Source organism: Leclercia sp. J807 (assembly GCF_009734465.1).
In the GTDB taxonomy this organism is placed as follows: domain Bacteria; phylum Pseudomonadota; class Gammaproteobacteria; order Enterobacterales; family Enterobacteriaceae; genus Enterobacter.
Window position 1 is genome coordinate 3,139,870 of sequence record NZ_CP046446.1, and the last position, 26,716, is coordinate 3,166,585.

Annotated in this window: 25 protein-coding genes; 10 read left to right on the plus strand and 15 right to left on the minus strand. The window is 57.5% G+C overall.

The genetic code is table 11. The features are described 5' to 3' along the window. The first annotated feature begins 165 nt into the window (after positions 1-165). Both mlrA and GNG26_RS15050 read left to right on the plus strand, forming a co-directional pair. Entirely contained in the window at positions 166-900 is a 735-nt protein-coding gene (gene mlrA / locus GNG26_RS15045; protein WP_156239350.1) for an HTH-type transcriptional regulator MlrA, read from the plus strand. A gap of 59 nt (positions 901-959) precedes the next feature. Beyond that, the gene (locus GNG26_RS15050) at positions 960-1,073 is read left to right on the plus strand and encodes a protein YohO (protein ID WP_072036698.1); all 114 of its coding nucleotides are present in this window, start codon (positions 960-962) and stop codon (positions 1,071-1,073) included. Here GNG26_RS15050 and GNG26_RS15055 read toward each other — a convergent pair. The 8 genes from GNG26_RS15055 to bglX form a co-directional block, all read right to left on the minus strand. Beyond that, positions 1,048-1,785 carry an ABC transporter permease gene (locus tag GNG26_RS15055; protein ID WP_156239352.1) on the minus strand — a complete coding sequence of 246 codons (738 nt, stop codon included), beginning with the start codon at positions 1,783-1,785 and terminating at the stop codon, positions 1,048-1,050. The genes GNG26_RS15050 and GNG26_RS15055 overlap by 26 nt on opposite strands. Continuing rightward, the gene (locus GNG26_RS15060) at positions 1,782-2,717 is read right to left on the minus strand and encodes an ABC transporter ATP-binding protein (RefSeq protein ID WP_156239354.1); all 936 of its coding nucleotides are present in this window, start codon (positions 2,715-2,717) and stop codon (positions 1,782-1,784) included. The genes GNG26_RS15055 and GNG26_RS15060 overlap by 4 nt, the downstream gene beginning before the upstream one ends. After that, positions 2,710-3,867 (minus strand): ABC transporter permease, encoded by a 1,158-nt coding sequence (locus GNG26_RS15065; RefSeq protein ID WP_304599196.1) that lies wholly within the window; start codon positions 3,865-3,867, stop codon positions 2,710-2,712. Before GNG26_RS15065 ends, GNG26_RS15060 begins: the two co-directional genes overlap by 8 nt. A 19-nt stretch (positions 3,868-3,886) precedes the next feature. Further along, positions 3,887-4,804 carry an ABC transporter substrate-binding protein gene (locus GNG26_RS15070; protein ID WP_156239356.1) on the minus strand — a complete coding sequence of 306 codons (918 nt, stop codon included), beginning with the start codon at positions 4,802-4,804 and terminating at the stop codon, positions 3,887-3,889. 70 nt (positions 4,805-4,874) lie between these two features. Beyond that, complete coding sequence (locus tag GNG26_RS15075) at positions 4,875-6,110, minus strand: MFS transporter (protein WP_156239358.1); 1,236 nt, start codon at positions 6,108-6,110, stop codon at positions 4,875-4,877. A gap of 50 nt (positions 6,111-6,160) precedes the next feature. Then, positions 6,161-7,720, minus strand: coding sequence for an MFS transporter (locus GNG26_RS15080; RefSeq protein WP_156239360.1), 1,560 nt, complete (start codon positions 7,718-7,720; stop codon positions 6,161-6,163). After that, a complete protein-coding gene (locus tag GNG26_RS15085; RefSeq protein ID WP_156239362.1) occupies positions 7,717-9,069 on the minus strand; it encodes a glycoside hydrolase family 28 protein in 1,353 nt (450 codons plus the stop codon). Before GNG26_RS15085 ends, GNG26_RS15080 begins: the two co-directional genes overlap by 4 nt. A gap of 322 nt (positions 9,070-9,391) precedes the next feature. Next, entirely contained in the window at positions 9,392-11,689 is a 2,298-nt protein-coding gene (gene bglX, locus GNG26_RS15090) for a beta-glucosidase BglX (RefSeq protein ID WP_114386106.1), read from the minus strand. 189 nt (positions 11,690-11,878) lie between these two features. Between bglX and dld the strand changes: the two genes are divergently transcribed. Both dld and GNG26_RS15100 read left to right on the plus strand, forming a co-directional pair. Beyond that, positions 11,879-13,636, plus strand: coding sequence for a D-lactate dehydrogenase (gene dld, locus GNG26_RS15095; protein ID WP_156239364.1), 1,758 nt, complete (start codon positions 11,879-11,881; stop codon positions 13,634-13,636). Positions 13,637-13,739: 103 nt separating this feature from the next. Continuing rightward, positions 13,740-14,294: a GNAT family N-acetyltransferase gene (locus tag GNG26_RS15100; protein ID WP_103825029.1), complete on the plus strand. Its 555-nt coding sequence runs from the start codon at positions 13,740-13,742 to the stop codon at positions 14,292-14,294. 99 nt (positions 14,295-14,393) lie between these two features. On the opposite strand, the gene pbpG is transcribed toward GNG26_RS15100, so the two are convergent. Together pbpG and GNG26_RS15110 are read right to left on the minus strand one after the other, a co-directional pair. After that, positions 14,394-15,314, minus strand: coding sequence for a D-alanyl-D-alanine endopeptidase (gene pbpG, locus GNG26_RS15105; protein WP_103825028.1), 921 nt, complete (start codon positions 15,312-15,314; stop codon positions 14,394-14,396). Between the two features lie 167 nt (positions 15,315-15,481). Then, positions 15,482-16,069 carry a Yip1 family protein gene (locus GNG26_RS15110; protein WP_114386104.1) on the minus strand — a complete coding sequence of 196 codons (588 nt, stop codon included), beginning with the start codon at positions 16,067-16,069 and terminating at the stop codon, positions 15,482-15,484. A 150-nt stretch (positions 16,070-16,219) separates the two neighbouring features. Between GNG26_RS15110 and GNG26_RS15115 the strand changes: the two genes are divergently transcribed. Beyond that, positions 16,220-16,486: a hypothetical protein gene (locus tag GNG26_RS15115; protein WP_156239366.1), complete on the plus strand. Its 267-nt coding sequence runs from the start codon at positions 16,220-16,222 to the stop codon at positions 16,484-16,486. A 24-nt stretch (positions 16,487-16,510) separates the two neighbouring features. Continuing rightward, entirely contained in the window at positions 16,511-17,071 is a 561-nt protein-coding gene (locus GNG26_RS15120; protein ID WP_156239368.1) for a DedA family protein, read from the plus strand. 3 nt (positions 17,072-17,074) lie between these two features. Here GNG26_RS15120 and GNG26_RS15125 read toward each other — a convergent pair whose 3' ends face one another. From GNG26_RS15125 to dusC, 3 genes are all read right to left on the minus strand, one after another. After that, on the minus strand, positions 17,075-17,848 hold the full coding sequence (locus GNG26_RS15125; RefSeq protein ID WP_103180306.1) for an SDR family oxidoreductase: 774 nt from the start codon (positions 17,846-17,848) through the stop codon (positions 17,075-17,077). 52 nt (positions 17,849-17,900) lie between these two features. Then, a complete protein-coding gene (gene mdtQ / locus GNG26_RS15130; protein ID WP_156239370.1) occupies positions 17,901-19,319 on the minus strand; it encodes a multidrug resistance outer membrane protein MdtQ in 1,419 nt (472 codons plus the stop codon). A 197-nt stretch (positions 19,320-19,516) separates the two neighbouring features. After that, positions 19,517-20,449, minus strand: coding sequence for a tRNA dihydrouridine(16) synthase DusC (dusC, locus tag GNG26_RS15135; RefSeq protein WP_156239372.1), 933 nt, complete (start codon positions 20,447-20,449; stop codon positions 19,517-19,519). 233 nt (positions 20,450-20,682) lie between these two features. Here dusC and GNG26_RS15140 point away from each other — a divergent pair, with 233 nt between their 5' ends. The 4 genes from GNG26_RS15140 (at position 20,683) to sanA (ending at position 23,628) form a co-directional block, all read left to right on the plus strand. Continuing rightward, positions 20,683-21,081: a CidA/LrgA family protein gene (locus GNG26_RS15140; RefSeq protein ID WP_156239374.1), complete on the plus strand. Its 399-nt coding sequence runs from the start codon at positions 20,683-20,685 to the stop codon at positions 21,079-21,081. Then, positions 21,078-21,773, plus strand: coding sequence for a CidB/LrgB family autolysis modulator (locus GNG26_RS15145; protein WP_156239376.1), 696 nt, complete (start codon positions 21,078-21,080; stop codon positions 21,771-21,773). The genes GNG26_RS15140 and GNG26_RS15145 overlap by 4 nt, the downstream gene beginning before the upstream one ends. Before the next feature lie 128 nt (positions 21,774-21,901). Next, positions 21,902-22,786, plus strand: coding sequence for a cytidine deaminase (cdd, locus tag GNG26_RS15150; RefSeq protein ID WP_156239378.1), 885 nt, complete (start codon positions 21,902-21,904; stop codon positions 22,784-22,786). A 128-nt stretch (positions 22,787-22,914) separates the two neighbouring features. After that, positions 22,915-23,628: an outer membrane permeability protein SanA gene (gene sanA, locus GNG26_RS15155; RefSeq protein ID WP_103825021.1), complete on the plus strand. Its 714-nt coding sequence runs from the start codon at positions 22,915-22,917 to the stop codon at positions 23,626-23,628. Positions 23,629-24,106: 478 nt separating this feature from the next. Here the strand turns inward: sanA and mglC are convergent, their stop codons facing one another. Continuing rightward, on the minus strand, positions 24,107-25,117 hold the full coding sequence (gene mglC, locus GNG26_RS15160) for a galactose/methyl galactoside ABC transporter permease MglC (RefSeq protein WP_103180322.1): 1,011 nt from the start codon (positions 25,115-25,117) through the stop codon (positions 24,107-24,109). Between the two features lie 15 nt (positions 25,118-25,132). Continuing rightward, complete coding sequence (gene mglA / locus GNG26_RS15165; protein WP_103825020.1) at positions 25,133-26,653, minus strand: galactose/methyl galactoside ABC transporter ATP-binding protein MglA; 1,521 nt, start codon at positions 26,651-26,653, stop codon at positions 25,133-25,135. Between the last annotated feature and the right edge of the window lie 63 nt (positions 26,654-26,716).

A 26,716-nucleotide genomic window follows, 5' to 3' on the forward strand; every position in this document is an offset into this window, starting at 1 on the left:
TTTCTTTGCACTCAAAGGACGAAAATGTGTTTTCGTGTTAGCCATCACACCTTTAGCCGAACATAATCTGATATTCGCATTATTTGTGCAAAAAAAGAGCGAAACTTCCTGGTTCGGGATTCTCCGTCTACAGTTAATCTGGGCATCCGCAAGCCGGGGGAAAACATGGCGCTCTACACGATAGGAGAAGTGGCACTCCTGTGTGATATCAATCCTGTGACGTTACGGGCATGGCAACGACGATATGGATTACTGAAACCGCAGCGAACCGACGGCGGCCATCGGCTGTTTACGGATGGGGATATCGACCGCATCCGTGAGATCAAAGGCTGGATCGATAACGGCGTGCAGGTCGGGAAGGTCAAAACGCTATTGAGTCCGGAAGGTCAGGAGGCGCAGGATATCTGGCGCGAACAGCAAGAGGTACTGCTGCGTTATCTGCAGTGCGGCCATTTGCACCGCCTGCGTATCTGGATCAAGGAGCAAGGCAGTGAATACCCTGCGCAAACCTTAATTAACCAACTGTTCATCCCGTTACGCAGGCGTCTGCAATCCCAGCAGCCTACGCTCCAGGCGCTGCTGAGCGCGCTGGACGGGGTGCTTATCAACTACATCTGCATTTGTCTGGCTACGGCGCGAAAGAAGAACAGCAAGGATGCGCTGGTAGTGGGCTGGAACGTGCACGATACCACACGCCTGTGGCTGGAGGCGTGGATTGCGGCGCAGCAGGGCTGGCGCGTCGATGTGCTGGCGCATTCGCTGCCACAGCTGCGCCCGGAGCTGTTCGACGGACAGACCCTGCTGGTCTGGTGCGGAGAGTCACCGACGGCGGCACAGGAGCAGCAGCTGACCCAGTGGCAGGCGCACGGCTATCCCGTCTTCCCGCTGAAAGGCAATTAATGGTTCATTAACACCCGCGCTTCACCGTATAATCGCCCTGTTAACATCAGGAGCACATTATGAAGGCAACCAAAGTCGCGGTTATCACCCTCTTCTTTCTCATGGCCGTCAGCGGTATTGGGGGCGTGATGCTGGCAGGTTATTCGTTTATTGTCCGTGGTGGTGTCGGCTGAGGCTTCGCGCCAGCCGTTCAAAGGCGCGATCGACCACAATCGCCGCCAGCGCCACCAGCAGCGCACCCTGGATAATATAGGCGGTATTAAAGCCGCTTAAGCCGATAATAATCGGCGTCCCCAGCGTATTTGCCCCCACCGTTGAGGCAATGGCCGCGGTACCGATATTCACAATCACCGAGGTGCGGATCCCCGCCAGCATTACCGGCGCGGCCAGCGGCAGCTCGACGTTGCGCAGGCGCTGCCAGCCACTCATCCCCATCCCTTCGGCTACGCTGATGGCCGCCGCGGGCACTGCCGCCAGCCCCGCCAGCGTCGCCTGTAAAATCGGCAGCACCCCATAGAGGATCAGCGCGATAATCGCCGGCTGCTGACCAAAGCCCATCACCGGTACCGCAATAGCCAGCACCGCCACGGGCGGGAAGGTCTGCCCGACGGCGGCGATGGTTTCCACCAGCGGGCGAAACTCCCGGCCCGCCGGTCGCGTTACGGCAATCCCGGCGCCTGCACCCACCACGATGGCAAAAATACTGGAGATGCCGACCAGCCAGAAGTGGGCGAGCGTCAGGCTAACGAAGCTCTCCTGCTGGTAGACCGGGCGCGGCAGCTCCGGGAACAGCGCGCTGAAGAGCGGCGCGCTGTAGGGCATCAGGAACAGGAGCGCCATAAACAGCGCCACCAGCCACAGAAGTGGATCGCGTAATAGCCTCACGACGCCTCCCGGGTCAGCAGATCGCGAAACCAGAGCGTGCCGCACGGCTTTTCCTGGTCGTCCACCACCGGCAGACGTTCACAGCCCTGACTGACAAACGCCGAGAGCGCATCCCGCAGGCTCATGGAGGCCCGCAGCGGGCTGGACTCGCCCGAGGTGATTTCCGGGCGCATCGACTCGCCGACCGTGCGCAGCGACAGCAGGCGTACGCCGAGTTCGCTGCGGCCAAAAAACTCGCGCACAAATCCATTCGCCGGTCGGGTCAGCAGCGCCAGCGGCGTCCCCTGCTGCACTACCCTACCGCTGTCCATCAGCACCAGATGGTCTGCCAGCCGGAGCGCCTCGTCGATATCGTGAGTCACCAGAACAATGGTCCGCCCCAGAATGCGATGGATGCGGGTCATCTCCAGCTGCAACGCGCTACGAGTGACCGGGTCGAGAGCACCAAAAGGTTCATCCATCAGCAGTACCTCCGGGTTAGCGGCCAGCGCCCGCGCCACACCGACCCGCTGCTGCTGCCCGCCGGAGAGCTGGTGCGGATAGCGTTCACGCAGGGCGGGATCCAGCCCCAGCAGAGCCATCAGTTCATCCACCCGATCGTCAATCTGTTGCCGCGACCATTTTTGCAGCTGCGGCACGGTGGCGATATTGCGCGCCACCGTCCAGTGCGGGAAGAGACCGATGGACTGAATGGCATAACCCATCCGCCGACGCAGCTCCAGCACCGGCAGGCTGCGGATCTCCTGCCCGGCAAAGCGGATCAGACCGCTGTCGTGCTCCACCAGTCGGTTGATCATCTTCAGGGTGGTCGATTTGCCCGAACCCGAAGTACCCACCAGCACCGTGAAGGCCCCTTCGGCAAAGGTCAGATCCAGATTACTGACCGCGGGCTCGCCGGCAAAGGTTTTACTTACATCATCAAATTCAATCATCGGTTCTCCTTTGCAGCAGGGCGATCCACAGCGCAAACAGCGCATCCACTACCACCGCCAGCACGATGGTGGGTATAACGCCCAGCAGCACCAGATCCAGGGCGCTGCTCAGCAGCCCCTGGAACACCAGCGCGCCGAATCCTCCGGCGCCAATTAAGGCCGCTATCACCGCCATCCCCACGGTCTGCACCGCCACTACGCGCAGGCCGCGCAGCAGCACCGGCAGGGCCAGCGGGAGCTGGATCTGCCAGAAGCGCTGGCGGCTGTTCATCCCCATCGCGTCGGCGCTCTCCAGCACCTCGGCGGGCACCTGGCTGAGTCCCGCCAGCACCCCGCGCGCCAGCGGCAACAGGGCATAGAGCACCAGGGCGATCAGCGCGGGCGTCATGCCGGTTCCGGCAATGCCCAGCGACGACAGCCACGGCCAGGCGCGGGTCAGCCCGGCAAGGGGGGCAATCAGCAGACCGAACAATGCGACTGAGGGGATGGTCTGAATGATATTGAGCACCGCAAACACCGGCCCCTGGGAGGCCGGACGGCGATAACAAAGCAGCCCCAGCGGCACGCCAATGAGCAGGGCCGGGATGAGAGTGCCCAGCAGCAGCGTGAGGTGCTGCTGCCCGGCATCGTTAAAGACATCCTGCCGGTTGGCGTACTCTTTCATCAGCGAGAGGGCGTTGAGTTCGCCGCTGAACAGCAGCAGCAACGGCAGGATCCAGATTTGCGCCTGTAGCAGCCAGCGCCAGAGCGGCGACAGGCTAAGCCGACGAATAGCATCGCTGCAGGCGAGCAGGCAGAGCGCCAGCCAGAGCCACAGGCCGCTGCCCACGGCAGTCCGCGCCAGCGGACTTTCGCTGCTGGCAAGATGCGTGGCGGCAAGCCCCGCGCTCCAGACCAGCGCGGCGAACAGCAGCTCGCACACCACAAGCGTCGCCACCACTGCCCAGCGCCCACGCATCAGCGTGAGTCCCAGCAACAGGCCCGGCACAATAAGCAGCAGCGCAGGCGAGAACGCCCACACCTGCCAGACGGCGCGCCCTTCCCCGGACACCAGCCGGTTCGGGGCGAAATTCACAAAGGGTAGCGCTCCTGCTGCGAGGGCAATGAGAGCCATCAGCAGCAGCACGCGGTTATGACATCTTATCGGCACAGCACAGTCCTGCGGCGGGTTATTTCACCAGCCCTTTTTGCTTCAGGTAATCTGCCGCCACTTTTTTGGCATCCAGCCCTTCGACTGCAATGCTGGCGTTCAGCTGTTGCAGGGTTTTCTCATCCAGCGTTTCAAATACCGGCTTCAGCCACGCGTCCAGCTCCGGGTAGGCCTTCAGCACCGCTTCGCGCACCACCGGCGTCGGGGCATAGATCGGCTGAACGCCTTTCGGATCGGTCAGGGTTTGCAGGCCCAGCGCCGCTACCGGGCCGTCGGTACCGTAGGCCATCGCCGCATTCACGCCCGAGGTTTGCTGGGCAGCCGCTTTGATGGTGACGGCCGTATCACCCCCCGCCAGCGACAGCAGCTGGCTCTGATCGAGCTTGAAGTCATAGGCTTTTTCAAAGGCAGGCAGGGCATCCGGGCGTTCGATAAACTCGGCTGAGGCGGCGAGTTTAAAATCACCCTTCTCTTTCAGATAGCGGCTGAGATCCTCAAGGGAAGTGAGTTTGCCTTTCTCCGCCACATCCTTGCGTATCGCGATGGTCCAGGTGTTATTCGCCGGAGCCGGGGTCAGCCAGATTAGCTTGTTCTGTTCGGCATCGAGTTTTTTCACTTTCTCGTAGCCATCCTTTGCATTTTTCCACGCCGGGTCGTTTTCATCTTTAAAGAAGAAGGCCCCGTTGCCGGTGTATTCCGGGTAGATATCCAGTTCGCCGGAGGTGATGGCGCCACGCACTACCGGGGTAGTGCCAAGCTGCACTTTATTGACGGTTTTGACGCCGTGGCTCTCCAGCACCTGCAAAATAATGTTGCCCAGCAGCGCCCCTTCCGTATCAATTTTCGACCCGACCTTTACCGGCTCCGCCGCCTGTAATGGCAGGCTCAACGCCGCCAGCAGCGCCGTTGAGCCAACAATCCCCTTTAAAATAGTCATTCCGCTTTCCTCATGATTTTGCCGCCTTTTTCAGAGGCTTGAGAGAAAAGCGTAGTCGATAAGTGGCGTTTTAGCGCGTCTCAGGCAGTTTTAACGGCAGGGTAAGCACGCTGGCGGCAAAGTAGAGTATGGCGATCACCCACAGCGTCCCCTCCACGCCGAGCGGGGCCACGCAGAGAGTCACAATCAGCGGCCCGACAAAGTTGCTCAGGCCAGAGCCCAGATTGAGGCAGGCGATCGCCGCGCCTTTGTTATCAGGAAGCAGGGAGGGGATCAGCGCGCTGAGCGGCCCAAACGCCCCGAGCCCAATGGCATAGAGCGCTAAGGCGCAGAATAGCGCGGGCTCGCTGTCACCAAACAGCACCGGCGCGTAACATACCGCCACCATCGCCAGCCCGCACAGGGTGCCGGAGAACCAGACCACCGTGTTGCGCCAGCCGATGGTGTCCCCCAGCCAGCCAAAGAAGTAGCTGGCAAAAATATTAACCACGTTCACCAGCCCCCAGATGGTAAGCCACGCCGCGATGCTGAAGCCAAAGCGCGGCAGGTAGACCGGCATGAGAATCACCAGCGAAAATTTACCGATGTCGTTGATGGTTTTGACGATCACCGCGAAACGCATTTTGGGCTCCCGCACCAGCACCATGATCCCTTCGGTGAGTGCCGCCCCCAGGTTGCCGCCTAGGGCCATCTGCGGCCGATCGCGGTTGAGCACCAGCGCGCAGAACGCCCCCAGCACCACAAAGATAAAGCCGCTCAGCAGGGTCGCGGTTTCGCCGATCCGCGGCAGCATCAGGCTGGCGTACCACGGCCCGACGATCGTCATCCCCACGCCAAAGGCGATCCAGAACCAGGAAACCGCCCGCCCCAGAATACGCGGCTCGCAGCGCTGGTTGATCCAGACCAGAAACGAGTAGGCAAACAGCGGGTAAGCCACGCCACGCAGGGCGTAGCTGGCGACCATCAGGGGATAATTCCCCTGCGGCAGGGCATAGCCGATAAAGGGGATCGAACCGAGAAAATAGACCGCCGTGGCACCCCACATCAGGCGACGCAGGCCCAGTACCCCCGCGCCGATCCCCGAGAACCAGGAGATCACCGCCACGCACAGGCCGAACACCGATGAGAGCAGGCTGATGTGAAACGCGTCATAGCCGCGGTTTTGCAGCATCGAGGCCAGCCAGCTTTGCTCGATGGTGGCGCCGGTAATAAACAGGAGAAGGCCGATAAAGCCCCAGCTCAGTTCCCGGGGCAGACCCAGTCTGGCCCAGATCCCTTGCTGAATATATACGCTGTGTTCTGTCATGTGCTTCGTCCTGAAAGACCAGGCGCACAGGCCCGGTCAGAATAGGAAGATCAGGCGTTATTAAATTGCGGGGAGGTCTGTCGCGCCATCATTCGTTTGCGATTGAGATAGCCAACACTATTCTCGCCCCAGCAGTGCTCATACGGCATACCGGTCAGGCTTTCGATAACCGCACGGTTTTCCGCGCTGACGGTCGCCTTGCTACCCCCCTGCTTCAGGCGTGCCACCTCTTCGTTCAGAATGGCGTGCGTGCGGCTGTTAACGCGGAACTGGAAGGCCGACCAGATCCCCCACACGGTGAGTATCACCGGCAGGACAATCATGATTACCATGATCATATGGATGGCCGACTGCGGCTGTGCGGATTGCCCGGAGACAAAGCCCGACATCTGCAATGCCACACCGACGAGGAAAATTGACATCGCCTGAGAGGCTTTACGCAGCAGGCTCATAAAGCCGGCAAAGATCCCCTCCCGACGCTGACAGGTGAGGATCTCGTCCACATCCGCCACGAAGGTGTAGTTATTCCATGGAATGGCGTAGATCCCGCCGCGCGCCAGGCCGGCAATCGCCGCCCCGGCATACAGCAGCACCATCCCGCCGGTCTGGTGGAAGTATGCTGACACCAGCAGGGCAAAGGCCACCAGCGCCATTGAGGCCTGGGTGGCAAAGGCCCGGGACGGGGAGTAACGCAGGGTCAGCCAGGTGGCGATCCCGACGCCAAAGAACTGAAGAGCGTTGATCACGCCGAGCAGGTTAGAGGCCATCACCGACGAGGTCATCAGGGCGAAGACCACGAAGTAGGTAAAGACGGAGTTGAAGATATCCTGCGCCACTGAACCACCCAGATACATCCCGAGGTGCGATCTGAACGTCTTGATTTTCAGCGTAGAGACAAAATCGTAATAGATTTGGTACGCCCGGGTCGCCAGCGGCGCTTTCTCCTCCTCGTCAGCGTGGGCTTCGCTCTGCTGGATCTCCTCCAGCGAACGTTCCCAGGTGCCGAAGTAGACAAAGAAGAGCACAATCATAAAGGAGATGGTAAAGATGGCACCGGTGTAGAAAAACGACGCCGAGGTTTCCGGGCCGAAGTACGCCACCAGCCGTCCCGGCAGGAAGGCGGCGGCAAAGCCGGCCAGCTGGGCGATGTACATGCGGGCGCTGGTGAGTTTAGAGCGCTTTTTGAAGTCGGAGGTCATCTCTGCCGACAGGGTGTCGTAAGGGATGATGATCATGGTGTAGACAATCTCAAACAGGATGTAGAACAGCAGGTACATCCAGTAGTTAAAGCCCTCCACCCACAGCAGGCTGTAGACCGACACCAGCGGAATGCTGGCCAGCAGGAAGAAGCGGCGACGGCCAAAGCGGCGGCCCAGCGCCGTCTTGTGGAAATTATCGGAAATGTAGCCGATGACCGGACACATGATCACATCGACAATACGCGCCACCGCAAACAGCGAGCCCGCCTGAATCGGTGTCAATCCGCAGAAGGTGGTTAAGAAAAACAGCAGCCAGGCGCTGACAAGCGTGAAGGCGCCGGAGCCAATCACATCTGCCAGCCCGTAACAGACATAGTTACGCAGTTTTATTTCTCGCACTTTTTTTATCATTTTCTATTCCCTGTATTCGCCGGGTAAGTTCGGATGCTCTCTTCATCCCAGCCCGCAGGTAACGGCAGCGGACGGGTAATCTGGATGGCGTGCAGCTCTAATCCCTCAACGCCTGCGGCATAGAGCGCGGGCAGTCCGTGCGGATAACGTTCTACGCCGTGGGCGCGCCCCGTTTGCGGGTTGACGAGATAGGCGTTATCCAGCCCCATCCCTGTCGGGCGCGCGGGGTTGCAGGGAGGGCGCACGTCATAGCAGCCCTGCTCGTCGCTGGCGCTCAGGCGCTGAGAGAAGCTCAGCCCGTTGAAGGTGATGTCGTGAATGGCGCCCGGCACGTCGCTGTGCAGGTTGATAGCCCCTTCCCCGCTTCCGCTGAGGCTTAGAAAGGTGACCTGGCTTATCTCGCCCGGCGTGACGTCGGGCGCGCGGTGGCGGACGGAGACAAAGACCGGATCGGCTTTTCCCCAGTGGCAGGGATCGCCGTGCCGGCAATCAAAGACGATATTGCTGAACAGCATCTGGCTGAACCGTCCGCCGTCGCGGGAGACCAGGCCGATGGCGCGGTTGGATTCGAAAATGACGCAGTTGCTGACCACCAGGTTGCGGATATCGGCAAAGGTCTCGGTGCCCACTTTGATGGCGCAACTTTTGGAGCGAATGATGCAGTTATTGACCGTGACGTTCTCCATCGGCTGCTGCAACGCTGCGCTTTTGGCGGTGGTCTTCAGGCAGATGCCGTCGTCGGCGGCGCTGAAATAGCTGTCGCTGAGGTGAACGTGCTGGCAGCTGTCGAGATCCAGCGCATCGGTATTGGAGAGCGCCAGGTCGTTATCAATGGTGATCTGTTTGATGAAAACATGCCTGCAGCTGACCAGGTGCGCGGTCCACATGGGCGCGTCATACAGCGTGATATCGGCGATCCGCACCTGCTCGCACCCTTCCAGCGCCAGCAGGCGCGGACGATGGGTTTTCGGCTGACGGTAGCCCTGGGCGTCTGGCGTTGGCGCAAACCAGGCGCTCGCATTACCGTCGATACAGCCTGAACCGCTCAGGGTCAGATGATGGGCATCACGTCCATAGAGGAGCGCCATCCTTGAAAGCTCGGCCATGCTTTGGGTTTCGCAGGCCTGGTAGTCCGCCTCATGGGGGCTCGCCAGCAGACGCGCACCGGCTTCCAGATGCAGGGTGAAGTTTGACGGTAATACCAGCGTGCCCGTCAGGTAGGTACCCGGCGTGATCACCAGCGTCCCGCCACCGGCCTGAGCGAGGGTCGTAATCAGCCCCTGGAGGAGATCGGTGACGGGAGTCAGGCCGCTGCGGTCGAGAACGACATTTTCTAACGAGAGCTTCATGTTGATACCTGTCAGCTGTTAAGTGACAGGCATTTAACGCCGTTTTATCCCCCCGCTCGCGGGCCGTATTTGGGGATTTTGAGTGAAGAGTGAAGATCGTCACGCCAGAATAAGGCGGTAGAAAGCGCTTTTGATGGGGTTCACGTTTTCTCAGGGGCGGCAAAAATGAAGTGTGAAAATCATCACAAATCACCTGCCAGGAAGAGATAAAAAAGAGGGATTCAGGTCGGTTTCAGGCGGGACTGGAAAAAAATTGCGGGGCCGATCACGAATCAGGTGAGGCGGCCCCGTCTGGATATTGCCCGGCACCGCCGGGCTTTTTTTACAGCAGCTCGAACTCACCCTTGTTTACGCGGGCAGAATCCGTACCGATAAAGACGTTGAACTTGCCTGGCTCAGCGTCATATTTCATCTGCTGATTCCAGAACTTCAGCGCATCCACGTCGATTGGGAAGCTGATGGTCTTCGTTTCACCCGGTTTCAGGTTGACCTTCTCAAAGCCACGCAGCTGTTTCACCGGGCGGCTCATGGAGGCAGTAATATCCTGAACGTACATCTGAACCACCGTCTCCCCTTCACGTTTACCGGTGTTGGTGACATCCACGCTGGCGGTCACCGTGCCATCCGCCTTCATGGTCGGGGCCGACATTTTCACCTCAGAAACCTTAAAGGTGGTGTAGCTCAGGCCATAACCAAACGGATAGAGCGGACCATTGGCTTCGTCAAAGTAGCGCGAGGTGTACTTGTTCGGCTTGTCGGCGTTGTAAGGTCGGCCAGTATTCAGGTGGCTGTAATAGACCGGGATCTGCCCCACCGAGCGCGGGAAGGACATCGGCAGTTTACCCGACGGGTTGTAGTCCCCAAACAGCACGTCGGCAATGGCGTTACCGCCCTCGGTACCGGCGAACCAGGTTTCCAGAATCGCGTCAGCCTGCTGATCTTCTTTCACCAGCGCCAGCGGACGGCCATTCATCAGCACCAGCACCAATGGCTTGCCGGTGGCTTTCAGCGCGGTAATCAGATCGCGCTGGCTTTGCGGCAGGGTGATATCGGTACGGCTCGAGGCTTCATGCGCCATCCCCTGGGCTTCACCCACGACGGCCACTACCACATCAGACTGCTTCGCAGCATTCACCGCTTCGTCAATCATCTCCTGGGCGGAGCGCGGATCGACCTTCACCGCCTCTTCATACTGGTTGAGGAAGGTGACGATATCTTTATCGTTGGTGACATTGGCCCCTTTGGCGTAAATCACTTTGCCTTTGTCGCCCAGCGCGTCTTTAATGCCCGTCAGCACCGTGACGGACTGATCCGCTACGCCTGCCGCAGACCAGCTGCCCATCACGTCGCGTTTGCTGTCGGCCAGCGGGCCCACCACCGCCACGGTGCCGGATTTCGCCAACGGCAGGGTCTCGAGACGGTTTTTCAGCAGTACCAGGCTCTCACGCGCCACTTCACGCGCCTCTTTGCGGTGCAGGCGGCTTTCGGCGTTGGTGTCTACCGGGTCAGACTCTTTTGGCCCCAGGTGGCTGTACGGATCGTTAAACAGCCCCATATCATATTTGACGTTCAGAACGTGGCGCGTGGCGTCGTCCAGCTCCGCCATGGTGACCTTACCGCTCTTCACCAGACCCGGCAGGTACTTGCTGTAATACTCGTCGCTCATGCTCATGTTGATGCCGGACTTCAGCGCCACCCGCACCGCATCTTCCGGATCGGCGGCCGTGCCGTGCTTGATCAGCTCTTTGATCGCCCCATGATCGGAGACAGTGATGCCCTTAAAGCCCCACTGGTCGCGCAGAACCTCTTTCAGCAGCCAGCTGTCGGAGGTGGCCGGCGTCCCGTTCAGGGAGTTCAGGGCCACCATCACCGCGCCGCTCCCGGCATCCAGACCCGCTTTGTACGGCGGCATATAGTCGTTGAACAGGCGCTGCGGGCTCATGTCGACGGTATTGTACTCTTTACCGCCCTCCACTGCGCCATAGGCAGCGAAGTGTTTGACGCTGGTCATCACCGAGTAGCGATCCGCCGGGCTTTTACCCTGCATCGCTTCTACCATGGTTTTCCCCATCGTCGCGGTCAGGTAGGTATCTTCCCCGAAGCCTTCCGAGGCGCGGCCCCAGCGCGGATCGCGGGAGACGTCCACCATCGGCGCCCAGGTCATGTTGAGGCCGTCGTCCGCTGCTTCGTATGCCGACACGCGGCCGACGGTTTTCACCGCTTCGAGGTTAAAGGAGGAGGCAAGGCCGAGGGTAATCGGGAAGACGGTACGCTGGCCGTGAAGCACGTCAAAGGCGAAGAAGAGTGGGATTTTCAGGTGGCTGAGCTCCATCACCTGATCCTGCATTTTGCGGATATCCTGGCGGGTGACGGTGTTGAAAATTGCGCCCACCTGCCCGTTTTTAATCATCTCGCGAATGGCTTCTTTCGGATTATCCGGCCCGACGCTGATGAGGCGCAGCTGGCCGATTTTCTCATCAACCGACATCTTCGCGAGCAGGTCGGTTACAAATGCGTCCCGGGCTTCCGGCGTTAGCGGATGATTGCCAAACAGGTCGTCAGCCAGCGCGGGTTGCAGCGCCAGACTTACAGCCACACCTACAGAACAGAGCCATTTCATCTCGTTTACTCTCTCATCAATAACCGCCGGATAGTCGCGGCCAGACCGTACGAAAAGCGCAGTGTGCCATAAACCCTCTGAACGTTGCAGGGTTTATTCTCTGATTTTTCTGGTGAATACTGGTTCGCTTAAACATTAATCGCGCTATGATTTTTGACGACGCATTTGAATAACCACAAGGGGTGGACGATGTCTTCTGAACGACTGCACGATAACACCAGTTTCATTAACGAGCTATCACGCCTGGTAGGCCAGGCGCACCTGCTTACTGACGCCGCGAAAACCGCCCGCTACCGCAAGGGCTTTCGCTCCGGACAAGGGGACGCGCTGGCGGTGGTGTTCCCGGGCACGCTGCTGGAGCTGTGGCGGGTGCTCAATGCCTGCGTCGCAGCAGACAAAATTATTCTGATGCAGGCGGCCAATACCGGCCTGACCGAAGGCTCCACGCCGAACGGCAATGATTACGATCGCGACATTGTGATTATCAGCACCCTGCGCCTCGACAAGCTGCATCTGCTGGATAAAGGTGAGCAGGTGCTGGCCTATCCGGGCACCACGCTCTACTCCCTGGAAAAGGCGCTCAAGCCGCTGGGCCGTGAGCCGCACTCGGTGATTGGTTCCTCCTGTATCGGCGCCTCGGTGATCGGCGGGATCTGCAATAACTCTGGCGGATCGCTGGTACAGCGCGGCCCGGCCTATACCGAAATGTCACTCTTTGCCCGCATCGATGAGCAGGGCAAGCTGACGCTGGTGAACCATCTGGGTATCGATTTAGGGGTCACGCCGGAGCAGATCCTCAGCAAGCTGGATGATGACCGCGTGAAAGACAGCGATGTACTGCATGACGGACGCCACGCTCACGACCATGATTACATCAGCCGGGTGCGTGAAATTGATGCCGACACCCCGGCGCGCTATAACGCAGACCCGGATCGTCTGTTTGAATCCTCCGGCTGTGCCGGCAAGCTGGCGGTCTTTGCTGTACGCCTGGACACCTTCCCGGCCGAGAAACGCCAGCAGGTGTTCTATATCGGCACCAACCAGCCGGAGGTGCTGACCACCATCCGTCGCCACATTCTCGGGGAATTTACCCATCTGCCGGTGGCCGGTGAGTATATGCACCGGGATATTTACGACATCGCCGAACGCTACGGCAAAGACACCTTCCTGATGATCGACAAGCTCGGCACCGACAAGATGCCCTTCTTCTTCACCATGAAGGGGCGCACCGATGCGATGCTGGAGAAGGTGTCACTGTTTAAACCGCACTTTACCGACCGCTTTATGCAAAAGCTGGGCAACGCCTTCCCGGCGCACCTGCCGCCGCGGATGAAAAGCTGGCGGGATAAGTACGAGCATCACCTGCTGTTGAAGATGGCGGGCGACGGCATTGCCGAAGCGCAGAGCTGGCTGAGCGAATTCTTCAAAACCGCGGAGGGGGATTTCTTTGCCTGCACCCCTGAAGAGGGCAGCAAGGCCTTTTTACACCGCTTTGCCGCCGCTGGCGCCGCGATCCGCTATCAGGCGGTTCACGCAGACGAGGTGGAGGATATTCTGGCGCTGGATATCGCCCTGCGCCGCAACGATACCGAATGGTTCGAAAAACTGCCGCCGGAGATCGACAGCCAGCTGGTGCATAAGCTCTATTACGGCCACTTTATGTGTTACGTCTTCCACCAGGATTACATCGTTAAAAAAGGGGTCGATGCCCACGCCCTGAAGGCGCAAATGCTGGCTCTGCTGAAGGCGCGCGGCGCGCAATATCCGGCGGAACACAATGTCGGTCACATTTACGAAGCACCGGACTCATTAAAACAGTTTTATCGGGTTAATGACCCAACTAACAGTATGAATCCGGGGATTGGTAAAACAACCAAGCATAAAAACTGGCAAGAGCAGCCTGAAACAGCAATTCATAGCCCGCAAGCCACTGATCAAACCAGTTAGCCAGAATGGGCCCGCTGTTAAGCCTGTACAAATCGTACTAGAGTAGCCTCGGGTCGCCAGAGAAACGTTTCTCTGGCTTTTTTTGATGAGGAGCGGACATATTATGTCGGCTGTTGAAACTTTCTCCGAAACTGACGTTCAGGTTCGCGATGCAGAGGCGGAGGACGCTCATGCCATCGCCGCCATCTATGCCTGGCACGTCCTTAACGGGCGTGCATCGTTTGAAGAAGTTCCCCCTACCGTAGACGAAATGCGCGAGCGTATACACGCGGTGACCAGCCAGGGGCTGCCGTGGCTGGTGGCGCTCTATCGTGGGATTGTGGTGGGCTTCTGTTACGCCACCCATTATCGCGCGCGCCCCGCCTACCGTTACACCCTTGAAGAGTCGATTTACGTCGAGGCCAGCACCCCCGGACGCGGCTTTGGCAGCGCGCTGCTGAGCGCCCTGATTGCCCGCAGCGAAGAGGGTCCGTGGCGCCAGATGATCGCCGTGGTGGGCGATGGGCCGAACAACGCCGGATCGTTACGCCTGCATAAAAAGCACGGTTTTGAAGTGGCAGGACAGCTGAGAAGCGTGGGATACAAGAAAGGCGACTGGCGCGATACGCTGATTTTGCAGCGCCCCCTCAACGACGGTGACTGGACGCTGCCGGAGTAATCTATTTCAACGCGGTATTGCCGGGTGGCGCTGCGCTTACCCGGCCTACACAACCCGTAGGCCCGTGCAAGCGAAGCGCCGCCGGGCATTAAACGCGATTCAATCGTTCTGCGCCGTCGCCATCTGGGCGGCTTTTTGCTTTTTGTAGCTCAGAGCTGCGGCGGGAACCGGGGTGACTTTTCCGGTTTCAATCCAGGTCCGCAGACGGCTGGCGTCGGCAAAGTGGGTATATTTGCCAAAGGCGTCCATCACCACCAGCGCCACCGGCTTGCCATTAAAGACCGTACGCATCACCAGACAGTGGCCCGCGGCGTTGGTAAAGCCGGTTTTAGTCAGCTGGATATTCCAGTTATCGCGGTAGACCAGATGGTTGGTGTTACGAAACGGCAGGGTATACGCCGGATGCGAGAAGGTGGCCATCTCTTCCCGGGTGGTGCTGAGCTGGCCGAGCAGCGGATACTGCTTAGTGGCGATCAGCAGCCTCGTCAGATCCTGCGCCGTCGAGACGTTATGAATTGACAGACCGGTTGGCTCCACAAAGCGCGTCTGAACCATCCCCAGCGCCTTCGCTTTCGCATTCATCGCCCGGATAAACGCGTCATAACCGCCGGGATAGTGGTGCGCCAGGCTTGCCGCGGCGCGGTTTTCCGAGGACATCAGCGCCAGCAGCAGCATATTTTTACGGCTGATTTCGCTGTTCAGACGCACGCGGGAGTAGATCCCTTTCATCTCTGGCGTATGGCTGATGTCGACGCGCAGTTTTTCATCCAGCGGCAGTCGTGCATCCAGCACCACCATCGCGGTCATTAATTTGGTAATCGACGCGATCGGGCGCACCAGATTCGGGTGGCTGGAATAGATCACTTTGTTGGTATTCAGATCGACGATCATAGCGCTGCCGGAAGCAATCTCCGGCTGTGTCGCCGTAGCCACAGCGGCAGTTTTGGCGATTGCGGGGGTCGCCACTGGCACGGCCAGCAACAGTGCAAGACTCAGTAAAGAAACGCGGAATTTCAGCATGGTGAGATTTCGGATAATTATTCACGCACGTAATAACGTACGCCGCCCGGGCCGAAGCGAGAACACGGGCTGGCTAAGGCATCATAGCCGTCCGGATGCCTTGCTACCAGTAGTTAATCGTGAACAGATGCTGCATTGCTGGCAATTACGCCAGCAATGCAGTGTCGTCAGAAGAGACGATATCCATAACCCCAAAGAATAACCGTCAGCGCCAGTAGCACTTCCAGCAACAGCACGCCGATGGCGAGGGTCGAACCGGAAAAGCTGCGGCCCTCTTCTTTGTTGATATTCAGGAAGGTAGGAATACCGATATAGAGCAGATAGCCGGTATAAAAGAGCGCCAGCGTCCCCACCAGCGCGCACAGCCAGACTATCGGGTAGAGTGCCACAATCCCGCTCAGGAACAGCGGCGTCGCCACATAACCGGCAAACACCATACAGCGCGTCAGGGAAGGACGCTGCGGATAGCGGCGCGCCATCCAGTAAATCACCCGCCCCATCACTGCCACCCCGGCCAGCATCAGGGCGTAAAAGACCACTGCCAGCGCCAGGCCGGTTGTCCACGAAAGTTTTACAATGTTGCCGTCGTCAAAATCCCAGCCAATTTGCGTGGTACCGATGAACGCGCAAATCACCGGTACGGCGGCCATCAGCAACACATGGTGGGTATAGTGATGACTGACCGTTTCGTTTTCGCCTCTGATCACGTGCATTTCACGATCGGGATGGGAAAAGAGTCCCCAGACATGGTTCATAACGCCCCCTTGTTGTCGGCCCGCTAGCGATAACTCAAGTATAATGCAGGCCTGAGATTATTTTTTGTACAGTATAAAAATGCAGCGGCAGGTTTGGGCGTCTGGTATATTACTCCCTGCTAAACAGCAGCTTACGGGAGAGAATCGCTGATGGCAGAATTCATTTTTTTCCAGAAAGGAAAGCAAATCGCTGCGCTGGATAAGTCCGACCTGCAGGGTGCAAAAATGCTGGTTGAACAGGGGCATAAAAAGCAGTTTGAAGAGGTGACTGCCCCTGACGGCCAGCAGGCGCTGGCACGCTTTGCCGATATCAAAAAAGAAGAAGAGGTAGCGCCGTTTGCCTGGGCGACAGGTGCCCTGTTTTTTGGTCTGATCGTTCCTGTTTTAGGTTTCATCAGTTGGTTGTTCATGCGTTAACGTTTCCTGCGCTACGCTTAGCGTATGGATATTAATACTTTGATTGCACAGTATGGCTATGCCGCGCTGGTCGTTGGCAGCATAGCGGAAGGGGAAACTATCACTCTGCTGGGGGGTGTGGCGGCGCATCAGGGGCTGCTGCGTTTTCCGCTGGTCGTGGCCGCAGTAGCGCTGGGGGGCATGATCGGCGATCAGCTACTCTATCTGCTTGGCGTCCGGTTTGGTCCGGCGATCCTGCGGCGCTTTTCCCGCCATCAGAAGAAAATCAACCGCGCCCAGCAGCTGATCCAGCGCCACCCTTACCTTTTCGTGATCGGCACCCGCTTTATGTACGGTTTTCGCATCATCGGCCCGCTGCTGATCGGGGCCAGTCACCTGCCGCCAAAAATTTTCCTGCCGCTGAACATTGTGGGCGCCATCATCTGGGCGCTGATTTTCACCACCTTAGGCTACGTGGGCGGTGAAGTGCTGGAGCCCTGGCTGCACGCGCTGGACCAGCACCTGCGCCACTGGATCTGGCTGATTGTGGTGCTGGTGCTGGTTTTCGTGGTGCGCTGGTGGCTGAAACGCCGGGATCGCAGCTAAGGGTTACTGCTCCGGTTTAAACTGCGGATTGCCCAGCATAAAGCCGCCATCGACGATAAACGACTGTCCGGTGGCGTAGCTGGCGTCGGTGTCACATAGCCAGGCGACCAGGCTGGCGATCTCTTTGGTATGCCCCGGCCTTGCCAGTGGAATGTTGGGCATCGAGCCGGGCTTCACTTCGCTGTCGTCCATGTCATTCATCGGCGTGGCAATGGCGCCCGGCGCTACGGCGTTCACCAGAATGTTATGGTGAACCAGCTCCATCGCCATCGACTTGGTCAGGCCGCCGAGGGCGTGTTTGGCTGAGGTGTAAGCGCTGGCCTCCGGCAGCGGCGTATGTTCATGCACCGAGGTGATATTGACGATACGTCCCCCCTCCCCCTGCTTTACCATCTGCCGGGCGGCGATCTGCGAACAGAGAAATGCCCCATCCACATCGACGCTAAAAATGGATCGCCACTGGTCATATTCCATCTCAAGAAACGGCGCTTTGGTCATCGCCCCGGCGTTATTGACCAGCACGTCAAGACGGCCAAAACGTTCAATCAGCGTCTCGATGGCTTTCGCCCCGTCCGGCAACTGGCTGAGATCGAGATGGATGGCCTCTGCCCGCTGTCCGCGCGCCTCGATCTCGCGACAGGTTTTCATCGCCCCTTCTTCATCCGAGTGCCAGGTCACGCCAATATCAAACCCACGCTCCGCCAGCATCAGCGCTGTGGTTTTGCCGATCCCCGAATCTGATGCCGTTACAATAGCCACACGATTGGTTGAACCCATACTCACCTCCAGAAAAGAAGACAAAGAAGTAAGTATAGTGACTTCTCACTTTTCACCCGTGCTTATAGCCGCCACCCAGCGCGGAGGTGAGTTGCAGGGTGGCATCGATGTACTGTCCCTGCAGCGTCAGCCCGGCCAGTTGTTCCTGCAGAGCGGGGATCCGAGCCTCGCTGACCCGTGAGCCTGCGACAATCCCGGCATTAAAGCGCGCCTGTGCCAGCGCGACTACCCGTGCGGCATCGGCTTCAACGCGTTGCTGATGCTTATTTTTCGTCATTAACGTTTCGACTTCGCTTGCCGTCCGGGCGACCTGGTTGACAGCCTCCACTACCGCTTTGTTGTAGTTCGCGATCGACAGATTATTTTGCGCCTGGGCGATATCAAGGTTGGCATTCAGGCGCCCACTGTCGAAAATCGGCAGGGTCAGCCCGGCGGTAACGCCCATCTGCTGCGCCGAGGAGCGGAACAGATCGCTTAAGTGCAGCGCATCCTGTTGCAGGAAGGCCATCAGGTTCACGTCAGGATAGAAGGCCGCTTTCGCCGCATCCACCTCATGCAGGGAGGCTTCGATATACCAGTGCGCCTCCTGCAAATCAGGGCGGCGAGCCAGTAATTCATAGCCCAGAGTGGAAGGCATTTTGCTCTCGACAGCGGGCAAGGCGTGCGGGGTCAGCGTCACCGTTGGGGAGTTGGTAAGCGCCGCCAGACGCGCCTCAATGGCTTTCATTTTTCCCTTCACCTCCGCCAGGTGCTCATCGGTTTTACTGGCGTTAATGTCGGTTTCCACCCCTTCCACAGAAGAGGTGATGCCATGCTGGTACAGCTCCCGGTCGGTACCGATAATATTAAGCTGCTCCTGTTTGATGGCGGCTAAGAGATGCCCAATGGCCGCCTGGGTTTGCCAGTCCCAGTAAAGACGCGCCACGCTGCTGGCAAGCAGTTGACGGGTCTGCTGCAGCTCCGCCTGTTGTGCGTTGACCTTCCCGATGCGGGCTTCAACCTGGGCGCGGTTTTTACCCCACAAATCCAGATCCCAGCCGGCGGTCAGGCCGAAGGTGCCGTTGGTGTACCAGGGGCCAGTGGTTCCGGCCGCCGGATCGGTTATCGCGAAGGGCCCCATTAACCCTTCGGCTGACATCTTCTGCCGCTCTGCGTCGGCAGAGAAATTAACCTCCGGGCCATCGGTAGCCATTGCCATTTTGGCCTGCGCTTCGGCAAGGGCGATGCGCTGACGGGCAAGGGTCATATCCGGCGCATCGGCCAGGGCTTTGGTAATCAGCGTATTTAATTCTGGATCGTGAAAATCTTCCCACCAGCTCTCTTTTGGCCACTCTCCGGCAGCCAGGCCGGTATCGATTTTCGCGGCGGGGATCTGTTGATTCAGCGAGGTTGCGGTATCGTGGCCCGGGGCGCAGGCAACAAGAAGCAGGGAGAGAGGCAAGCAGCAGAAATAAAAAATCGAACGATTCATCACGTTATTCACCAAAAAAAGAAGGGGGGCAAAATACGCCCGCTTCGCCTCCTTTGTTTAGGAATCGGTGGCAATCCACAATTTGTCATACCTTTACATATCCAGTAAAAACCCGGATACGCATCCCGTTTGCACACGTTAACCGTGTCGTTCGGCGCCACAATGCGCGCCGCAAAAACGTGATGCTTGCCGTACTGCTATTTCGCCTGAATCACCCGGGCGATCTCCGCCGAAGATTGCAGGGCGCGGATCTCCTGAAACAGATCCAGGGCCTCGTCGTACTCTTTACGCAGGTAGCTCAACCACTGCTTGATGCGCGCCACGTGGTACAGGCCGGTGTCGCCCTGCTTTTCGAGGCGGGAGTACTTCTTCAGCAGCGTCACCACCTCCGGCCACGGCATACGCGGCTCGTTGTATTTAATCACCCGGCTGAGGTTTGGCACGTTGAGCGCCCCGCGCCCGATCATAATGGCATTGCAGCCGGTCTCCTGCATGCAGGCCAGCGCGCTCTCGCGATCCCAGATTTCGCCGTTGGCAACCACCGGGATAGTCAGCCGTTTGCGTATCTCGCCGATGGCCTGCCAGTTAATGCGCTCGGCTTTGTAACCATCTTCTTTGGTGCGGCCATGAACCACCAGCTCGCTGGCGCCCGCCTGCTGTACCGCATCGGCAATTTCAAACTGCCTGTCGCCGCTGTCCCAGCCGAGGCGAACCTTTACCGTCACCGGCAGATGGGAGGGCACCGCCTCGCGCATCGCTTTCGCGCCGCGGTAGATCAGCTCAGGATCTTTCAGCAGCGTGGCGCCGCCGCCGCTGCCGTTAACCATTTTTGATGGACAGCCGCAGTTCAGATCCACGCCCCAGGAGCCCAGCTCGACGGCGCGGGCGGCGTTTTCCGCCAGCCACTCGGGATATTGTCCCAGCAGTTGGATCCGCACCAGTGTGCCGGAGGGGGTGCGGCTCTGGTGATGCAGTTCCGGGCAGAGTCTGTAAAACGATTTTACCGGCAACAACATATCCACCACCCGCAGGAACTCGGTGATGCAATGGTCATAATCGTTAACGTCGGTCAGCAGCTCACGCACCAGCGAATCGAGCACGCCTTCCATCGGTGCCAGTAATACACGCATATCAGTACCCGTAAAAAAAGAGGCGCTATGGTATCTGCTCTGTGTAATGGTGGAAAGCCCTGTTTAAGGGCTCATGGAACCGGGCTGATTTATAATGTTTTTACCCTTCTGGCTGGGGGAATGCCCGAGGTTCCGAATGGGAATGTCTGGTATGCTCAAAAGTCATGATGTGATCCGTAGCACGTTTCCGGTTTTAATTGTATGATGAATGCGTTCCATTAAGGGCTTCCACCATGAATAAAACACTCATCGTTATCTGGCAATACCTGCGCGCCTTCATCCTGATTTATGCCTGCCTCTATGCAGGTATTTTTCTCGCCTCGCTGCTGCCGATCACCATTCCCGGCAGTATTATCGGCATGCTGATCCTGTTTGTGCTGCTTGCGCTGCAAATCCTTCCGGCAAACTGGGTCAAGCCAGGCTGCTCGGTACTGATCCGCTATATGGCCCTTCTGTTCGTCCCCATCGGTGTGGGCGTGATGCAGTATTACGATCTGCTGAGCGCGCAGTTTGGCCCGATATTTGTCTCCTGCACCATCAGTACGCTGGTGGTGTTTTTAGTGGTGAGCTGGAGTACCCATCTGGCGCACGGGGAGCGTAAAGTGATTGGACAGAAAGGACAGAAAAAATGATGGCTAATATCTGGTGGTCGTTGCCGCTCACCGTGGCAGTCTTCTTCGCCGCCCGCAAGCTGGCGGTGCGCCTGAAGTTTCCGCTGCTTAATCCCCTGCTGGTGGCGATGGTCGTGATCATCCCTTTCCTGCTGTTAACCGGCATCCCTTACGATCACTATTTCCAGGGCAGCAAAGTCCTCAACGATCTGCTCCAGCCTGCGGTGGTTGCGCTGGCGTTTCCGCTGTATGAACAGCTGCACCAGATCCGCGCCCGCTGGAAGTCGATTATTACCATCTGCCTGGTGGGTAGCGTGGTGGCGATGATCACCGGCACCTCGGTAGCGTTGCTGATGGGGGCAACACCGGAAATTGCCGCCTCCATTCTGCCTAAATCGGTCACCACCCCGATTGCCATGGCGGTGGGCGGCAGCCTCGGCGGTATCCCGGCGATCAGCGCCGTGTGCGTCATTTATGTCGGTATTCTGGGTGCGGTATTAGGCCATACGCTGCTGAACGCCATGCGCATTCGCACCAAATCTGCGCGTGGTCTGGCGATGGGCACCGCCTCACACGCCCTCGGCACCGCCCGCTGTGCGGAGCTGGATTACCAGGAAGGTGCCTTCAGTTCGCTGGCGCTGGTGATCTGCGGGATTTTGACCTCGCTCATCGCCCCTTTCCTGTTCCCGATCATTCTGGCGATGGTGGGCTAAAATTTGCGACGCGTCGCGCATTTTTAATCTGAGTTTCATAAGTTGCACACATAATGAGATCTAAGTCACATATAAAGCCCCAGCGGCTCCGTACACTACCGATCCATTAACCTTTATGAGGCAACGCCATGCATCCACGTTTTCAATCAGCTTTTGCCGAGCTTGCAGAGAATTTGCAGTCAGCCCTGGCCCCGGTTCTGGCGGATGCACACTTCCCCGCCCTGCTGACGGCTGAACAGGTCGCCGCACTGAAACGTGCCACGGATCTGGATGATGACGCACTGGCCTTTGCGCTTCTGCCGCTGGCGGCGGCCTGCGCCCGCGCTGACCTTTCCCATTTCAACGTCGGCGCCATTGCCCGCGGCGTGAGCGGCACCTGGTACTTCGGTGGCAATATGGAGTATCTCGGCGCCACCATGCAGCAGACCGTGCATGCGGAACAGAGCGCCATCAGCCACGCCTGGCTGCGTGGTGAAAAATCCCTGCAAGCGATCACCGTCAACTACACCCCGTGCGGCCACTGCCGTCAGTTTATGAACGAGCTTAACAGCGGTTTACAGCTGCGCATCAACCTGCCGGGCCGCGCCCAGCATACGCTGGCGGATTACCTGCCGGATGCGTTCGGACCGAAAGATCTTGAGATCAAATCGCTGCTGATGGACGAGCAGGACCACGGTTATACCGTGAGCGGAGATGAACTGACCCAGGCTGCTATTCTTGCCGCCAATAAAGCACACGCGCCATACAGCAACGCGCCAAGCGGCGTGGCGCTGGAGTGTCGTGACGGGCGAATCTTTACCGGCAGCTATGCTGAGAATGCCGCCTTTAACCCGACGCTGCCGCCGTTACAGGGGGCGCTGAACCTGCTCAGCCTTAACGGTTACGACTACCCGGATATCCAGCGCGCCATTCTGGCGGAAAAAGCTGACGCTCCGCTGATCCAGTGGGATGCCACTGCGGCCACGCTGCGTGCGCTGGGTTGTAGCAACATTGACCGTGTCCTGCTGGGCTAAGCGTATGATGCGGGCAGCAATGCCCGCACAACTGATGAAAATCCCCTCAATTAAATCGCCCTTTCTTGCGCTTACCAGACGGGTAAAGTAGCCTGAGTGAAATTTCACCTTTGGTAAGAGTCATCTGTATGTTAAAGCGCATGTTTTACAGCCTGGTTGTCCTGATCGGCATCGTGCTGTTGACTGCGCTGGGCCTCGACCGCTGGATGAGCTGGAAAACGGCTCCTTATATCTTTGATGACCTTCAGGATCTGCCCTACCGGCAGGTCGGCGTGGTGCTGGGCACCGCCAAGTATTACCGCACCGGGGTGATCAACCAGTATTACCGTTACCGCATTCAGGGAGCGCTCAACGCCTATAACAGCGGCAAGGTCAACTATCTGCTGCTGAGTGGCGACAACGCGCTGCAGAGCTATAACGAGCCGGTCACCATGCGTAAGGATTTGATTGCCGCAGGGGTTGATCCGGCCGATATCGTGCTCGACTACGCCGGTTTCAGAACCCTCGATTCGATTGTTCGCACCCGTAAGGTGTTTGATACCAACGATTTCATCATCATCACGCAACGCTTCCACTGCGAGCGCGCGCTGTTTATCGCCCTGCATATGGGCATTCAGGCCCAGTGTTATGCCGTTCCGTCACCAAAAGATATGCTCACCGTGCGGGTACGCGAGTTTGGCGCACGCCTGGGGGCGCTGGCGGATCTCTACATCTTCAAACGCGAACCACGCTTCTTAGGCCCGCTGGTGCCAATCCCGACGATGACAGAAGTCCCTGCCGATGCCCAGGGTTATCCGGCGGTCACCCCAGAACAGCTGCTTGAGATGCAGAAGAAGAAGTAACCCCCGCCGGGTGGCGGCTTCGCCTTACCCGGCCTACAAAACCAAGAACCAAAAAACAAAAACCAAAAACCAAAAACCAAATTCAGCGATGAAGAAATTCAAAGGGAAATAAAAGGCTTACAGCGGCTGCCTGGTCCGGCTGAAAATCGCCGAAGCGTTTCCGTAAGGCCGGGGCGAGGCGCATGGACGCGCCGAGAGGGCATAGCCTGCATGGATGCAGGCTGGTGCCCGACCCGAAAGCCTGAAGGAATAAGCTGAGGGCACCGCGAAGCGGCGATTTTCTTGCCGGGAGCCGGGATTGTTAAGGGGGCGGCGATAGCCCCCTTAACACGTTCACCGGTGACGCGGTGAACAGAGAAGCAGCGAACGCAAGGTGAACGGAATACCCATAGCCGCCGCATGTTCTCCTTACCTCTCTCCCTCAGTGAGAGGGACATAAAAAAACCCGCACAAGGCGGGTTTTTTGTTAACCGAAATATCACTTCTTACGCGCGTACTTCAGGGAGTCCAGCGCTACCGCAAAGATAATAATCGCGCCCTTGATAATGTACTGCCAGTACGGGTTGACGCCGATATAGGTCAGACCGTAGTTGATAACGGTGAAGATGATCACACCGGTGACCACACCCAGCACGGTACCCACACCACCACTGAACGACACGCCACCCACGACGCACGCAGCAATCGCATCCAGCTCATACATAAAGCCGAGGTTGTTGGTGGCAGAGCCGATACGGCCCGCTTCCAGCAAACCACCGAACGCATAGAACACGCCGGACAGGGCATAGATAACCAGCAGGTTCAGCGCCACGTTAACACCAGAGACTTTTGCCGCTTCCGGGTTACCCCCGATAGCGAAGATGTTCTTACCGAAGCGGGTTTTGTTCCACAGCACCCAGACGAACGCCACGGCAATCAGCGCGTAGAAGGTGATGTAGGAGAGGCGGAAACTGCCCATCGCGATAAAGCCCTGCGTAAAGGTCGAGAATCCACTGTCGAAACCGGAAATCGGTGATGCGCCCACAAAGTCGTAGTACAGGGAGTTGATACCGTAAACGATGATCATGGTACCCAGGGTGGTGATGAACGGCGTTACGTTCAGGTACGCAATGATGATGCCGTTAATCAGACCGATGACCGCGCCAATGGCACAGACAATCAGGATCACCAGGAAAATAGGCATGGTTGCCATTTCCGGGAAGACCTTGTTGGCGTTTTCCATCGACTGCAGAAGCGTTGCCGCAACAACCGCCGCCAGACCAACCTGACGGCCGGCTGACAGGTCAGTACCCTGGGTGACAATAAGACCTGCCACGCCGAGGGCGATAATAATACGCACCGAAGACTGGGTCAGAATGTTACTTAAGTTCAGCAGACTTAAGAAAGTCGGATCCTGGAAAATAATAATAGCCAGTAAGACTAAAAGAACAACGTAAATACCGCCTTCTTTCAGATAAGTAAGAAAACTTTTCTTATTTAACGCACTCATGAGGAGCCCCTGATCTTAAAGGTGCAAAGACGCAAGACGCAAAATTTCGTTTTGCGTTGTCGTTTTGGTGTCAACAATTCCGGCAACGAGACCATTGCTCATAACCAGAATACGATCTGTGATCCCTAACAATTCCGGCATTTCGGAAGAAATAATAATAATCCCTTTATCTTTCTTAGCTAATTCAGCAATCAGCTGATAAATTTCAAATTTTGCACCAACGTCGATACCGCGGGTTGGTTCATCCAGCATCAGAATTTCAGGCTGGGTTAACAACCAGCGCCCAATAATAACCTTTTGCTGGTTACCACCGGAAAGCGATCCAATTTGCGTGCGGTGTCCTGGGGTTTTTACGCGCATGGAGTCAATAACCCACTGGGTATCGCTCTTCATGCGGGAATTATCCAACAAACCGATTTTATTTTTATAATTATGAATATTAGAAATTAAGGAGTTAAAGTTAATATCCAGATAGGCGTAAATACCGGTCGAGCGACGCTCTTCCGTCACCAGCGCAAAGCCGTGGTTAATGGCTTCGTTGGCGTTATGGTTATTAATCTTTTTACCGTGCAGAGTGATAGTGCCGCCAGATTTCTCGCGGATGCCAAACAGCGTTTCGACGATATCGGTACGCTTGGCGCCCACCAGACCGGCAATCCCGAGGATCTCCCCTTTATGCAGATCGAAGGAGACATCGCGAATGGAAGGCTGACGCAGTGAAGTCAGGTTGCGCACTTCCAGAATCACTTCGCCCGGCTTGTTCTCTTTGTTCGGGAAGCGCTGGTTCAGGGAACGGCCAACCATCATGGCGATGATCTTGTCCATGTCCAGCCCTTCCAGCGACTGGGTGGCGATCCACTGCCCGTCGCGAAGCACGGTGATTTCATCACACAGCTGGAAGATCTCTTCCATTTTGTGAGAGATATAAACGATGCCGCAACCGCGCTCTTTCAGTTTACGGATAATGGTGAACAGGTGGTTCACCTCTTTCTCCGTTAATGAAGAGGTAGGCTCGTCCATAATCACGATTTTAGCGTTATAGGAGAAGGCCTTGGCGATTTCAATCATCTGCATTTGAGAAACAGACAACGTACCGACGCGCGCGCGCGGATCGATATCAATATCCAGTTCATCAAAAATAGCTTTGGTGTCGCGATACATTTTGTCCTGATCGACAAATACGCCTTTGGTCGGATAACGACCCAGCCACATATTGTCCATAACAGAACGCTGAAGTACCAGGTTTAGTTCCTGGTGAACCATCGAAATACCGTTTTCCAGCGCCTCTTTGGCGGAATGGAAATCGATCTCTTTTCCCTGAAAAAGAATGCTGCCAGAATCTTTTTGGTAGATCCCAAATAAGCATTTCAATAATGTTGATTTACCCGCACCGTTTTCACCCATTAAGGCGTGAATGGAGTGAGGCCGTACTTTTAAATTAACATTATCCAGTGCTTTAACACCGGGAAAAGACTTGTTGATACCGCTCATTTCCAACAAGTATTCACCGGACGACTGAGTCGTTGTGCTGACCATAATTATACCTTCTCGGCCTCGCGTCGCGTGATAAAAGGGCGCAGAAACTGCGCCCAGTGGAAT

Excerpts from the sequence above, each read along its gene's own strand:
- GNG26_RS15110 (WP_114386104.1), bottom strand. The coding sequence starts at position 16,069 with ATGAACCATGTCTGGGGACTCTTTTCCCATCCCGATCGTGAAATGCAC.
- dld (WP_156239364.1), top strand. The coding sequence starts at position 11,879 with ATGTCTTCTGAACGACTGCACGATAACACCAGTTTCATTAACGAGCTA.
- GNG26_RS15050 (WP_072036698.1), top strand. The coding sequence starts at position 960 with ATGAAGGCAACCAAAGTCGCGGTTATCACCCTCTTCTTTCTCATGGCC.
- GNG26_RS15070 (WP_156239356.1), bottom strand. The coding sequence starts at position 4,804 with ATGACTATTTTAAAGGGGATTGTTGGCTCAACGGCGCTGCTGGCGGCG.
- mdtQ (WP_156239370.1), bottom strand. The coding sequence starts at position 19,319 with ATGAATCGTTCGATTTTTTATTTCTGCTGCTTGCCTCTCTCCCTGCTT.
- GNG26_RS15075 (WP_156239358.1), bottom strand. The coding sequence starts at position 6,110 with ATGACAGAACACAGCGTATATATTCAGCAAGGGATCTGGGCCAGACTG.
- GNG26_RS15100 (WP_103825029.1), top strand. The coding sequence starts at position 13,740 with ATGTCGGCTGTTGAAACTTTCTCCGAAACTGACGTTCAGGTTCGCGAT.
- cdd (WP_156239378.1), top strand. The coding sequence starts at position 21,902 with ATGCATCCACGTTTTCAATCAGCTTTTGCCGAGCTTGCAGAGAATTTG.
- GNG26_RS15140 (WP_156239374.1), top strand. The coding sequence starts at position 20,683 with ATGAATAAAACACTCATCGTTATCTGGCAATACCTGCGCGCCTTCATC.
- pbpG (WP_103825028.1), bottom strand. The coding sequence starts at position 15,314 with ATGCTGAAATTCCGCGTTTCTTTACTGAGTCTTGCACTGTTGCTGGCC.
- mlrA (WP_156239350.1), top strand. The coding sequence starts at position 166 with ATGGCGCTCTACACGATAGGAGAAGTGGCACTCCTGTGTGATATCAAT.
- mglA (WP_103825020.1), bottom strand. The coding sequence starts at position 26,653 with ATGGTCAGCACAACGACTCAGTCGTCCGGTGAATACTTGTTGGAAATG.
- GNG26_RS15080 (WP_156239360.1), bottom strand. The coding sequence starts at position 7,720 with ATGATAAAAAAAGTGCGAGAAATAAAACTGCGTAACTATGTCTGTTAC.
- bglX (WP_114386106.1), bottom strand. The coding sequence starts at position 11,689 with ATGAAATGGCTCTGTTCTGTAGGTGTGGCTGTAAGTCTGGCGCTGCAA.
- GNG26_RS15145 (WP_156239376.1), top strand. The coding sequence starts at position 21,078 with ATGATGGCTAATATCTGGTGGTCGTTGCCGCTCACCGTGGCAGTCTTC.
- sanA (WP_103825021.1), top strand. The coding sequence starts at position 22,915 with ATGTTAAAGCGCATGTTTTACAGCCTGGTTGTCCTGATCGGCATCGTG.
- GNG26_RS15085 (WP_156239362.1), bottom strand. The coding sequence starts at position 9,069 with ATGAAGCTCTCGTTAGAAAATGTCGTTCTCGACCGCAGCGGCCTGACT.
- GNG26_RS15060 (WP_156239354.1), bottom strand. The coding sequence starts at position 2,717 with ATGATTGAATTTGATGATGTAAGTAAAACCTTTGCCGGCGAGCCCGCG.
- GNG26_RS15115 (WP_156239366.1), top strand. The coding sequence starts at position 16,220 with ATGGCAGAATTCATTTTTTTCCAGAAAGGAAAGCAAATCGCTGCGCTG.
- GNG26_RS15120 (WP_156239368.1), top strand. The coding sequence starts at position 16,511 with ATGGATATTAATACTTTGATTGCACAGTATGGCTATGCCGCGCTGGTC.
- GNG26_RS15125 (WP_103180306.1), bottom strand. The coding sequence starts at position 17,848 with ATGGGTTCAACCAATCGTGTGGCTATTGTAACGGCATCAGATTCGGGG.
- mglC (WP_103180322.1), bottom strand. The coding sequence starts at position 25,117 with ATGAGTGCGTTAAATAAGAAAAGTTTTCTTACTTATCTGAAAGAAGGC.
- dusC (WP_156239372.1), bottom strand. The coding sequence starts at position 20,449 with ATGCGTGTATTACTGGCACCGATGGAAGGCGTGCTCGATTCGCTGGTG.